Source organism: Aminiphilus sp., from assembly GCF_029975095.1.
Taxonomy (GTDB): Bacteria; Synergistota; Synergistia; order Synergistales; family Aminiphilaceae; genus Aminiphilus.
Genome location: NZ_JARKPW010000133.1, coordinates 1 through 11,924, shown reverse-complemented (window position 1 = coordinate 11,924; position 11,924 = coordinate 1). Strand labels below are relative to the sequence as shown.

Sequence of the window (11,924 nt, the reverse complement as noted above, 5' to 3'; positions counted from 1 at the left end):
GGAACCGCAGATGACGATGGAGATCTCGGACAGTCTTTTGTCGACGATCTCCAGAGCGTTCCACAGCCCTGCGAGGACCACCACGGCTGTTCCCTGCTGGTCATCGCAGAAGACGGGAATGTCGAGCCGGTTCTGCAGTTCCCGGACCACGGTGAACGTATTCGGACTGGAGATGTCCTCGATGTTGATTCCTCCGAAATTCGGGGCGAGCATCATGGCCAGGTGGACGATATCCTCCGCGTTTCTGGGAGAGTTGACGCAGAGCGGGATGGCGTTCACGTCGCCGAAAAGCTTGAAGAGCAGACATTTCCCCTCGATGACGGGCATGCCCGCTTCGGGGCCCACGTCGCCGAGGCCGAGGATGGCCGTGCCGTCGGAGATGACGGCCACACGGTTTCCTTTTCCGGTGTATTCAAAGCATTTCTCGACGTTTTCCTGGATCGCCAGTGCGGGGGCGACGCTTCCCGGCACGTAGGCGAGGGCCAGGTCTTCTTCCGAATGAATATTCACCGTAGGATAGATCTTGATCTTTCCACGGGCTTTTCTGTGCAATTCCAGAGAGCGCATGCGGTCGAGGGGCATGAGTGATCCTCCTTTTGGACGTACTTTTCATTCTTGTGCAGATCGCCACTCCGCAAGGACCTGGCCGATCTGTCGGGCGGCCTGCTTTAGGACGGGGACTTCCTGGGTCAGGGCGATGCGGATGAATCCCTTTCCGTTCGGCCCGAAGGCACTGCCGGGAACGATCGCGACACCTGCCCGCTCGATGCAGAAACGGGAGAATGCCACATCGTCACCTCCTTCGGGAACGTTCGTCCAGATGAACATGCTTCCCCGGGGAGGCGGAACGTCCCATCCCAGGGAAGCGGCACTCTCTACGAAGGCATTTCTCCGCTCCTGGTACATGGCCCGGACGCCGGCGATGATGGCGTCCCTGTCGGGATGGGTGAGGGCGCAGATGGCCGCACGCTGGGTGGGATGGAAAAGTCCGAAGTCCATGTTCCCCTTGAGTCGGGCCAGTGCGCGGACCACATCGGCGTTGCCGAGAATATAGCCGAGGCGGATCCCCGCGAGGTTGAACGTTTTGGACATGGAGTTGAATTCCACGGCAACGTCCTTCGCCCCGGGGACTTGCAGGACGCTCGGTGCCCTCTCTCCGTCGAAGGTGAGTTCGCTGTAGGCGTTGTCGTAGACCAGGACGATGTCATGGGCTCTGCAGAACGCCACGGCCTCTTCCAGGATCTCCAGAGGAGCGACGACGCCGAGGGGGTTGTTTGGAAAATTGAGCAGCAGAAACCGTGCATTCCGAGCGACATCGGAGGCGATGTCGGTAAAGTCGGGAAGAAATCCCCGCTCTTTCCGGAGAGGAAGAGCGTGTCCCGTTCCATCCACGAGGGTGGGCAGATAGTGGTAGATGGGATATCCCGGGTCCGGAAGAATGCAGGAATCGCCGTGCTCCATGAGGGCAAGCGGCAGATGGGCGAGGCCCTCCTGGGTTCCCCAGAGGGGAAGGACCTCCCGGCAGGGATCGACGTCCACGCCGAACCGTTCGGCGTACCAAGCGCTGACGGCTTTCGGAAGATCGGCGAGAATGAAAGGGTAGCGGTAGGTTTCGTCCTGCCGGCAGGCAGCCACGATTTCCTGAAGGATCGGCGGGGCCGGCGCTCTGTTCGGACTGCCCTCGCCGAGATTGATCACCGTTTCGTTCCGCGCTCTTTTTTCCGAGCAGCACCTGTTGATCATGCTGAAGACGCCTTCGTTCCCTTGCCGGGCTCGTTGTGCGATGTAGGTCATTTCCGCTCTCTCGCTTTCTCTTTTCTGGGTTGTGTCGCGCCGTTGCGTTTTTGGCGTGTCTGCGTGTTCGTGTGGTGTTGCGACGACCTCCGCACTGCGGAGATCACTTGAACAGAGGCAGGATCCGCTTGAACAGGTCTGTCCCGGATTTACCCACGAGTTGGTAGACGATGGTCTCCACGGGGACGACGAGGGCGCCGCACTGGCGCATCGCATCGAGCGCGAGCTGGTGATGCTCGGGATTTCTGCTCCCCGTCGCGTCCGCGGCGACGGCCACATCGAACCCCCGCTCCAGGAGTCCCATGGTGGTGGAAAGAACGCAAATATGGGTCTCGATGCCGCAGAGCACGATTTGGGGGCGGTTCATCGAGTCCAGCAGCTCCAGGAACCCTTCTTCACCGCAGCAGGAGAAACTGGTTTTCTCGAAGGTGCGGTGAGAGGTGGTGGAGGTGACGATGGCCTTCAGCGCCGGAAGAGTGTCTCCCAATCCTTTCGTGTATTGCTCGGTGAGGAGTGTGGGAATGGACAGGTGCTTCATCGCCTCGGCGAGGCGATGAAGGTTTCCGCGGAGCGCCTCGCCGTTCGCGATGGCAGGGAAGAGTTTCTCCTGTACGTCGATGAGAAGGAACATGGTTTTTTCGGGAGTGAATATACGCGGCTTCACGGTTGAAATCCCTCCTTGACGGCGAGGGGGAGTATCCCCTCGAATGCTCGAAGGTGTCGTCTTCCTCCGAGAATGCGTTCCATTATAGTATAGATTCGATCGCGTTGTTTTGCCCAAAGAAATCCGAAAATGTGCGGATTTCCGGCGCGCATTTCGCTGTTCGGTGCGGTGGCGCTGTCCGAATTCCTGTGTTATGCTCTTTCGGGCTGTTATCGGCTCAGTGGTGGGAGGTGAGGAATATGCTCCGCAATCGTTCCGAAAAGGAAGATGACAGGGAGAAAATGACTGTCGGCGATGTGCTCCGCGCCATGGAGGAGGGGCATCCCGAATACATTGCCACGATGCTGGATCAGGTACAGGATTGGATGGTCGCCGTCCTGTCCAGCCAGGAGATCGTTCCCAACGAGGACGACTTTACGGGGCTCGGGGAACGGCGTTTTCAGGGGGATCCGGAAAACCTCATGGGGCAGCTCGAATGGGTGAGTGCCTATGCGGATCTGCTTCCCGCACCGGCGCACCAGAAGCGGTCCGAAGCGGTGGTGATCGCCATCGGGCCGATCGACGTGGACGAGGGGCTCCGCATCGCCGTCGACCACGCGGCTCTTTTCGCCAGGGATGCCTGCAAGCGTGTCTGGGTGGTCTGCGATAACTGGATCGTCGGGGATGCGCTTCGCTATCTCCAGCACGTGACGGTGCTGTACGAAATGGGCATTCACGTCCGTTTCCTTCTGGTGACGCCCTGGGGATGGACCGAGATTCCCCTGGGCGGTACGGTCCGGGAAAAAGGATATTTCCCTTGGCGGGGAGAAGGGCGTTCCCCCCGGAATCATTCCCGAGGAACGACCGGAGAGGACGCGGCTTCCTGACGGGGGCGGCTCTGCTCGGGATTGCGATCTGGCGTGTTCCGTTTTCGTGAGAACGGTGCATTGCGAGAGGCCGACAACGGAAAGGGCGAACGGGGGCTGCGAGCCCCCCTTCGCCCTTTCCGTGGTCGCCGGAGTTCCGGAAAACGCCGGAACGGCTCAAAAACGGCTCCGGGAGCACAAAAAAGAGGTTCCCCGAAGGGAACCTCAGTAATCGCAGAGTTTTTACGCGGCAGAAATCACCCTCCGCTGATCATGTGAATGATCTGTACTCTGGATCCGTCCTGGACAAGCGTCTCGGCGAAGCGATCCCTCGGGACCGGTACGTCGTCGATCCACACGGCGAGCATGGGGAACGTAAACCGCTTTTCCGTAATGACATCCTGTACCGTCAAATGCGGGCGCCAGGGGAAAGCGTCTCCGTTCACGGTGATCATCGGGGGCTCACTCTCCTCGCTTTTTCCGTGAAGAACACCGGCTCAGCGGTAGTCGTCCTCGGGGGTGCTGTATTTCTCCACGATGGCGACGAGCTCAGGCAGATCCATGCCGAGTTCCTTGAGTTTCGCCAGCGTGGGGATCCCCTTTCTGTTCCAGCCGCGCCGTTTGTAGACCGTGTCTTTCAGCACCTGCCACACGCCTCGGCGGTGTTCCTGAAGTTTTTTGATCTTCTCTTCCGTGGAGAGTCCCTTGGGGTCGATACCCGTCTCCTCAAGGAGCTTGGCGTCGTGATACTCCTTACGGGCGTCCCATTCGTCCGGGAAGACCGGCGCGAGAGCGCGATCGGGAATATTGTGCACGGCATTCCCCTTTTGCATGCGGACCTGGAAGAGGCGCTGGAAGTTGTAGACCCGCTCGGACATGGAGATGAGGTCTTCCTTCGTGATGCTCTGGCCCGTGACGGCGTTGAAAATGTCCACGTAGTTCTGCACGTGCTCGGGAACGCGGGCCGCTTCCTGAGGCTTGTATTTGGTGTGGTTGTCCGCGGGTTCGATGTCGTTCCAGGGGAGCTTACAGAGACCCGCCAGGGAGAACCAGGTGCGGAAGTTGGGGAAGTAATGGAGCGCCTCGGCCTTGTCCTCGAAGGTGGGAAGTTGCTTGTTGACCATGTCCATGAAGATGAGCCACGCCTCGTCATGCTGCGGTCCCTTGAGAGTCAGGAAGTATCCTCCCCACTGGGCGATGGATTCTTTGCACATGTACTGGGAGGTCTCGATACCCTGCCCTTCCATGGCGATTTTCTCCATGGTCTCTCTGGGGGCGCCGTATTTCTCGGCAAAGATGGTCTTCATCTTGCGCGTGCCTTTTCCGACGGCGAGGGCGAAGTCATCCTTGCCTTCGGCCATGCGGTGAAGGAGCTCCATCAAAGCGTCCTTGTTGCCGAAGTGAAGGTCGAGTCCGTTGGTCTTTTTCGTGTCAAGGAACCCCAGTTCGAAGCATTCGCAGACAAAGGCGAGGGAGGTCCCCAGGGAGATGGTGTCCATGGCGTAATGGTCGGCGTAAAAATTCGCTTCCACGGTCCATTCCGGATCGTAGACGCCGATGTTGCTGCCGAGTCCTGCGGCGGTCTCGTACTCCGGGCCGTCCACGATGACCTTCTGTCCCTTCAAGGGGCCGGTCTTGAGCTCAAAGCCGTCCACGGCCTTCGCGCAGGCCAGGGAGCAACCGTACCAGCATCCGTCGGGCATGTTCTGGGTAAAGAGATCCTTGTATTTCTCGGAATGGATCCGAGCGCGGTTACCTTCCGGATCAACGGGATGCTGTCCGTATTTGAAGTTGTGCGTGGGCAGGAGGTGGTATTCGTCCATGATCTCGTTCAGGTGGGCGGTACCGATGCTGCGCATCTTGCACTGGACGGCGTCGAAGTCATGGATCTCCTTGTGGAGCTTCACGCCCGCCTTCTGGAGGACGCTCACGTCCACGGGATTGTTCTCCGTGCCTTTGACGTTGCTGTATTTGACGACCAGGGCGGCGACTTTCTTGTCCCGGAGGACCGTGCCGCCGCCGCCGCGCCCGTACTGTTTCAGACGGGGTGCCTTTCTCCGCACGTCGTAGAAGCTGGCGTTGACGCAGCCGAGGAAGGTCGTCTCCGCGGCCTTGCCCATGCAAAGGACGGAGATGTTTCTCTTGTCCGCCTCGTCCTTGGCGAAGTACTCGTGGAGCGTCTCACAGACGGTGTAGGCGTTGACGTCCTTGAGGGGGGATTCGAAGATCTGGATTTTTCCCTCGTCGCCATCGATGTAGACGATGATGTCCCGGTCTGCCTTGCCTTGAATCTCGAGCGCGTCGAAGCCGGAGAACTTGAGCAGGGGACCGAAATAACCGCCGGCATTGCTGTCGTAGCTCTGCTCCGACAGCGGTGAAATAAAGGCCGAGTAGGACTTGCCCGATCCGGGATACTGGGTGATGCCGCAGAGGGGGCCGCCCGCCACGACCCATTCGTTCTCCGGATCGTTCCACTTGGTATCCTCCGTGACGGCGTCCCAGAGGAGTTTCAGGTCGAAGCCGCGTCCGCCCGTGAATTTGGCGATCATCTCATCGGAGACGTCCTTGATGCGCATCTCCGGCGTTCCGATGTTGAGGTAGAGTGTCTTGCGCGTATATCCCCGATCGATTCGCGTCGGGGTGTAGGACCATTCCTTGAGAAGGTTCATCTTTTCCATATTTCCGCGTCCCTCCTTCTTCAATCCCCGAGCGCTCACTCGTTCACCAGCTCGAGGGCTCCGGCGGGGCATTTCTTCGCGCAGAGACCACAGGCGATGCACTTGAACGGTTCCGTCTGGACGGACGCCTCGAAGAACATGCTCAGGGTCGGGCAGAAGCCGACGCACATGAGACAGGACGTGCATTTCTTCTTGTCCACCTGGACGACGCCGTTCTTGTCGCGATAGAGCGCTTCCGTGGGGCAGACGGCAATGCACGTTCCGCACTGATTGCAGGCGTTGAGGTGCTGTTTCCCGTCCTTCTCCGTCACTTTGATCCGGGCGAGCTTCGGATCATCCTTCTTGAAATACGTGGTGGAACAGACCTTCATGCACTCTCCGCAATTGACGCATTTCTCCGCATACGTCTTCAGCCACCGCAAAAGAAACCCCCCTTTGAAACTTCGTTCCGAATGGTCGTGTCCGTTCTGCTCTGCGTGCGCACTGTGTGCAACATACTCCCCCGCAAAATCTTCCCTACATAGTACAAGATTGCATGCCGTGGCGCAAGAGACAAGGGGGATCGTCCGCACGTATGTGAACGTTGCGAGAAAAGGAGCGGTCTTTTTGTGTAGTTCGGATTTTCTCGTGGTTTCCGTGCGGCGACGGGTTTCGGGAGAAAAAGTGCATCACAACGGGAACGTTCGCTCTTTTTTTTTCCGGGACCAAAAGACGGAAGCGTAGAAAAACCATGAGGGAAGAGGTTGTGCCGAAGCAGGGCTGTGCCGTCTCGGGAGGGTGTTCCCGCAGGGGATCATTGACGCTCCGCGTTCTTCGGTGTTACAATGCCTCCGGTTCGGGGCGTAGCGCAGCCTGGCTAGCGCGCCTGGTTCGGGACTAGGAGGCCGGAGGTTCAAATCCTCTCGCCCCGACCAAGTTGAGACGACGAAACGAGAGCGGCGTGGCCGTCTCGGAAAAAGGTTTCGCAAGGGGAGGATTTTCACCGCGAGACGGTTGGAATTCTCCTCTTGTTGTGTTTTTCACAAGGTTCTTGCACCGTTTTTCCCTCTTCGCCGCAACGGTGCCTTGTGTTCGGATGTCTCCGGGGTTGTGTGTGGAAAAGCCATCCCGGGGACATTGCGCCTCGTATTCGTTCCCTCTTTTGCGTCCACCTGCACCGTCTCGTTCGATGCCGTGAACGCTCTTCTTTTCCCCGCCTCATGCCGCGGACTCTCGCCTCTTCATAGTAAGGAAGCTCTGAATAAAGATCTTTTTTCGCTTTTCCGTGACTCGGGTCGCATCAGGCACTGCGAGGCGCTCTGCGGAGCCGGCGTCGCCTTCTTCAAAGGCTCCTTAAGGAAGGAAAAGCGCCATGTTCTTCCGTTTCGGGGCGGCGTGCTTTTTCCGTGTCGAAGGAGAATTCCAGGGGAAAGGGTCACACGAGTTTTTCGAGCTGTCGTGCCGCCACCTGGACCGGATCCCAGACGGGGGAGAAGGGGGGCGCGTAGGCAAGGTCGAGATCGACCATAGCCTGTACGGTCAATCCCGCGGAGAGCGCCGTGGCCACGACGTCGATACGTTTTGCCGCGCCGGTTCCTCCTGTGATCTGTCCTCCGAGGAGTCTTCCCGTGCCCTTCTCCGCGAGGAGTTTCACCGTCACGGGCTCCGCGTCCGGATAATAGGAGGCCTTCGTCTCTGCCGAGATGGTGGCTGTCACGACGGAAAGAGCCAGTTCGGCGGCCTCCTCTTCAGTGAGTCCCGTGCGTCCGATCTCGCAGGAGCAGATGCGGCAGACGGCGGTGCCTGCCGTGCCGGGGAAGGCGGCGTCGCCTCCGGCGATGGAGATGCCCGCCACGCGCCCCGTCTTGTTCGCGATGGTTCCCAGGGCGACGTGGGTGGGGCGAGCGCTCACGAGGTGGTTTACTTCCGCGCAGTCCCCCGCGGCCCAGATACCTGGAAGGGGAGTGCGCATCCGCTCGTCGACGCGGATGGCATTTCGCACGCCGAGGGGAATGCCCGCTTCCGCGGCCAGTTTCGAGTTGGGGCGGACTCCCAGGGCGAGGATCACCAGGTCGGTCTGAAGGATCCGTCGGTCCGTGACCACCGCGCCGACGCGGGTTCCCTCCGCTTCGAACCCCGTCAGCGCTTCTCCGAGAAAAAGGCGTATTCCCGCCTTTTCCAGCGCTTTCGCCACGGAATCCGCCATGTCCGGATCCAGGGTCTTCATGACCTGGGGTGCCCGTTCCACCACTGTTACCTCCATCCCGAGGTGACATCGGAGCGCCTCGGCCATTTCCAGGCCGATGTAGCCGCTTCCGACGACGACCGCCCGCCGCGGACGCGTCTCCTCAAGAAAACGCTTGAGGCGCAAGGCGTTTTCGAGGGTGTTGACGACGAAGATGCCCCGGTTTTCTTTGCCGGGGACATCGGGAAGGATCGCTTCTGTTCCCGTGGCGAGGAGAAGGGCGTCGAAAGCGAGTTCACCCGGGGCGCCGGTGAGGACGGAACGAAACCGCACCGTGCGGCGGTCGAGGTCAAGGGCTTCCACCTCCGTAAGCGCCCGTGCGTCGATGTCGTGCTCTTCCTGGAATTCCCTGGGTGATCTCGCGATGAGACGCCGCTCGTCGGCGACGAGGCCTCCGATGTAGAAGGGAATGCCGCACGCGGCATAGGACGTGTGCGGTCCCCGTTCGAAGACCACGATGTCCATATCCTTGCGCAGACGCCGCACCTGCGATGCCGCGGACATGCCCGCAGCATCGCCTCCCACCACGACGAGCCGCTGTCTTGCCATGGAGACGCACCTCCCTCGGGGTCCGCTTCCGCCGGTCGGTGCCGGTGAAAAGACGGTGGAACCATTCTACGTCATTTCGGAGCGAGGTGGGTATCTTGGCGGAGGAGAGGGTGTCTCCGTCATGTATAATGACAAGGGTTTGCTTCACCCCCGTGCCGTGTGCAGAAGGAGGAGTGTCCGTGTTCCGAGGACGAAGTCGTACCGTCGTCATGCTGTTCGTTCTGGCAGCCCTGGGGCTTGCGGGTGCCGCAGCCGCCTTTGCCGAAGAAGCCCCCCGGATCTCCGCCGAGGCGGAAGTTCGTCCCGCCTCCAAAATCCTCTTCGAGAATTTTCTCAGAGAACTCACTCCGGAAAAACTCACCATGATCGTCGACGAGGAGCCGGATGCGACGGGAAGAATCCGCCGCCTCTATCTCGACATGCAGGGGCCCCGGATCGGTGGCGTACGGGTGGAGTACATGCGGGTGGAGGCTCTGGATGTGCAGTGCAACCCCGTGGAGGAATGGACCCGGGAGACGGAGACGCCCATCGAGGTGCGGAGTGTCCTGATGGCCTATACGGAGGCGGCCATCACGGAAAAGGACATCAACGACGATCTCATCAGAAAGCAGATCGGCGAGGACGACGCGAACTGGAAGAAACTGTCCCTTGATTTCAGCTCTGAAGGGCTCTATGCAAGGGGATATTACCACGTGAAGTTTCTCTTCTCCCTGGACATTCTCATCGAACTTCGGGGAAAACTGGGCATCCGCGAGGGGAAGCAGATCTGGCTTGAGGAGTACGGTTTCAAGCTCAATCGGGTGGATGTGCCGGATTTCCTCGCCGACAGGGCGGTGGCGCAGCTTCAGCCCATTCTCGACCTGGGGCGCTTTCTCTTTCCCGTGCGTCTGGAGACGCTCGTCATGGACGACGAGAAGGTTCGTCTCGCCGGGAGGGTTTTGCCCCAGCGCTTCGAGGGTATCGTCTACACCTACGGGGAATAGGAGAGCCCGAAGCCCAGGGTGAGGGTGCCGCCGGGACATCGAGGCGCCGGCCCCCGGAGAATGATAGGAAAGAATTCGCCTTTTTCGTCCACGGGAGGAGACCGAAATGTGCCGGTGTGCGCTGTCTCTATGCCTTTCTGTGGTGTCTACGAAGATGAAACGACCGTCGTGGACGGTTGGTGACGTGGAGTGACATTTTGCGCGGAGCTTTTGGGTGATGCGTGTTGTTCGTCGGGTTTTCGACAACGGTTCGGCAGTTCTTGGACTCTTTTACAAGGGAGGCGGTACTGTGTGAGAAGGCGAAGCCTGAAAACGCGCTATTTCGTAAAAAACACCGGAGGTGTCGGAGACGGATATTCCGTCGAAGAACGCTGTGCACGGCCTTTTCGGAGTACTCTTTTTCTCTGCGTTCTGCTGGGAAGTGCTTTCTTTTCGCCTTTGAAATTTTTTGATGGTACCGTTTCCTTTTTCCGATCCGATGTGCTCCCCTTTTCCGAGACGGCGGAGGCGGCGGAAGTGCCCTGGATCGAGCACGAGGTTTGTTCCGGAGACAGCCTGGAAAGCCTCGGTGCCCGGTACGGTGTGGATGCCAGAGCGATTCTTCGCGCCAACGAACTGGCGGATGGCGTCTCTCTCGGCGAGGGAGACCTAGTGCTCGTTCCGAAAACACAGGTGGACATTCCCGTGACGCTGGCGGAGGTTCGCTCGCGGCGCAAGGCCCCGGACGGCGAAGAAACGTCCGTCAGCGCCGAGGGCCGGAGCGGCCGGGACGAGGAGGGGCGGCTCATTTCAGCAGGGGCGATTTCCTCTCGATTGCCCCGGGAGGCGACGCTTCCTTCGCCCTCGGTGTTGCGTCCTCTCGCTCCGAGCCGGGGTGTGGATCGCGCCGGTCTGGAACTGGAGCGGCGCCGGGGGATGGCCTACGCCTGGCCCCTTGACGGCGGCGAGGTCAGCTCACCCTTCGGCTGGCGCCGGGGGCGCAACGGAAAGAAATATTTCCACGACGGCATGGACATCCGTTCTCCCCGGGGGACGCCGATCCTCGCCGCCCGGGACGGGACGGTCATTCGCACGGGAAGCGATGGTGGTTATGGGAAAACCGTCACCGTCGATCATGGGGGCGGCGTGCTCACGTCGTACAGTCACTGCCATGAGATTCTCGTCCGCAAGGGCGATACGGTCCGCCAGGGGCAGAAGATCGCCACCGTGGGACGGACGGGGCGTACTACGGGTTTCCATCTGCATTTCCGCGTCATCGTGAACGGAAAGGTCAAGGATCCGGCGGACTTTCTGCCGAGCCGCTGAGCCGGGCGGCAGGACGGCGAACCTTCGGTTTCAGGGGTGCGATCAAGGAGAGACATATGCTTTCCCGACGGACGAAGACCTTGGAAGAACTGTTGCGCTGGGTGGAGAAAGACCTTCCGGGGGAAGTGGCGGTCCACCGAGTGCTTCCTCCCCGGCAGGCCGTGACGGTTCCGTTCGGCCCCCTGGATCCGCGTCTTGTGGCGGCGCTCGCGGAGCGCGGCGTGACGTCGCTCTTCACCCATCAACAGAGGGCGGTGGAACTCGCCCGTTCCGGAAGGAACGTGGCGGTGGTGACGCCCACCGCCTCGGGAAAGAGTCTGTGCTACACGATTCCGGTGGTGCAGGGCATTCTTGAGGATCCCGCCGCGAGGGCGCTCTATCTCTTTCCCACCAAGGCCCTGAGTCAGGACCAGATGGCGGAACTCTACGCTCTGATCGAGAAGACCGGTGCGGATATCCGCACCTTCACCTACGACGGGGACACGCCCTCGGCGGCGCGGCAGAAAATCCGCACGGCGGGACATGTGGTGATCACCAATCCCGACATGCTGCATACGGGTATCCTCCCTCACCATACGAAATGGGTGAAGCTCTTCGAGAATCTCCGGTACGTGGTACTCGACGAGCTTCACACTTACCGGGGCATCTTCGGATCCCACCTGGCGAACACGCTGCGGCGTCTGAAGCGGATTTGCGCTTTCTACGGCTCGAAGCCGGTGTTCATCTGCTGTTCCGCCACAATCCGCAACCCCGGCGAGCTCGCCGAGGCACTTCTCGAAGAACCCGTGGCGCTCGTTGCGGAGAACGGGGCGCCCCGGGGAGAAAAACACGTCCTGGTCTACAACCCTCCGCTCGTGAATCGTCAGTTGGGCATCCGCCGCT

The 11,924-nt window shown here is 60.2% G+C and carries 10 protein-coding genes, 1 tRNA gene and 1 pseudogene; 5 read left to right on the top strand and 7 right to left on the bottom strand.

The window, feature by feature from the left end; genetic code table 11:
* The 3 genes and pseudogenes from Q1K49_RS08170 to Q1K49_RS08160 all read right to left on the bottom strand — a co-directional run.
* Nucleotides 1-582: pseudogene (locus tag Q1K49_RS08170) on the bottom strand (NAD-dependent malic enzyme); the annotation flags it as partial.
* 27 nt (nt 583-609) lie between these two features.
* Nucleotides 610-1,794, bottom strand: a complete 1,185-nt coding sequence (locus tag Q1K49_RS08165) for an aminotransferase class I/II-fold pyridoxal phosphate-dependent enzyme (RefSeq protein WP_300524916.1) — start codon at nt 1,792-1,794, stop codon at nt 610-612.
* A 103-nt stretch (nt 1,795-1,897) separates the two neighbouring features.
* Entirely contained in the window at nt 1,898-2,458 is a 561-nt protein-coding gene (locus tag Q1K49_RS08160) for an isochorismatase family protein (RefSeq protein ID WP_300524915.1), read from the bottom strand.
* Between the two features lie 281 nt (nt 2,459-2,739).
* Between Q1K49_RS08160 and Q1K49_RS08155 the strand changes: the two genes are divergently transcribed.
* Entirely contained in the window at nt 2,740-3,324 is a 585-nt protein-coding gene (locus Q1K49_RS08155; RefSeq protein ID WP_300524914.1) for a hypothetical protein, read from the top strand.
* 236 nt (nt 3,325-3,560) lie between these two features.
* Here Q1K49_RS08155 and thiS read toward each other — a convergent pair whose 3' ends face one another.
* From thiS to Q1K49_RS08140, 3 genes are read right to left on the bottom strand one after another with little or no spacing between them, the layout of a single operon-like run.
* A complete protein-coding gene (gene thiS / locus Q1K49_RS08150) occupies nt 3,561-3,758 on the bottom strand; it encodes a sulfur carrier protein ThiS (RefSeq protein WP_300524912.1) in 198 nt (65 codons plus the stop codon).
* A gap of 42 nt (nt 3,759-3,800) precedes the next feature.
* Nucleotides 3,801-5,981, bottom strand: coding sequence for an aldehyde ferredoxin oxidoreductase C-terminal domain-containing protein (locus Q1K49_RS08145; protein WP_300524910.1), 2,181 nt, complete (start codon nt 5,979-5,981; stop codon nt 3,801-3,803).
* Nucleotides 5,982-6,016: 35 nt separating this feature from the next.
* The gene (locus tag Q1K49_RS08140; protein ID WP_300524908.1) at nt 6,017-6,403 is read right to left on the bottom strand and encodes a 4Fe-4S binding protein; all 387 of its coding nucleotides are present in this window, start codon (nt 6,401-6,403) and stop codon (nt 6,017-6,019) included.
* Nucleotides 6,404-6,817: 414 nt separating this feature from the next.
* Here Q1K49_RS08140 and Q1K49_RS08135 point away from each other — a divergent pair.
* Nucleotides 6,818-6,895: transfer RNA gene (locus Q1K49_RS08135), tRNA-Pro, on the top strand.
* A gap of 500 nt (nt 6,896-7,395) precedes the next feature.
* Here Q1K49_RS08135 and Q1K49_RS08130 read toward each other — a convergent pair.
* A complete protein-coding gene (locus Q1K49_RS08130; RefSeq protein ID WP_300524906.1) occupies nt 7,396-8,754 on the bottom strand; it encodes an FAD-dependent oxidoreductase in 1,359 nt (452 codons plus the stop codon).
* 179 nt (nt 8,755-8,933) lie between these two features.
* Between Q1K49_RS08130 and Q1K49_RS08125 the strand changes: the two genes are divergently transcribed.
* From Q1K49_RS08125 to Q1K49_RS08115, 3 genes are all read left to right on the top strand, one after another.
* Nucleotides 8,934-9,737 (top strand): LmeA family phospholipid-binding protein, encoded by an 804-nt coding sequence (locus Q1K49_RS08125; RefSeq protein WP_300524905.1) that lies wholly within the window; start codon nt 8,934-8,936, stop codon nt 9,735-9,737.
* 516 nt (nt 9,738-10,253) lie between these two features.
* Complete coding sequence (locus tag Q1K49_RS08120; RefSeq protein ID WP_300524903.1) at nt 10,254-11,042, top strand: M23 family metallopeptidase; 789 nt, start codon at nt 10,254-10,256, stop codon at nt 11,040-11,042.
* A gap of 56 nt (nt 11,043-11,098) precedes the next feature.
* A partial coding sequence (locus Q1K49_RS08115) for a DEAD/DEAH box helicase (protein ID WP_300524902.1) occupies nt 11,099-11,924 on the top strand: 826 nt, incomplete at its 3' end.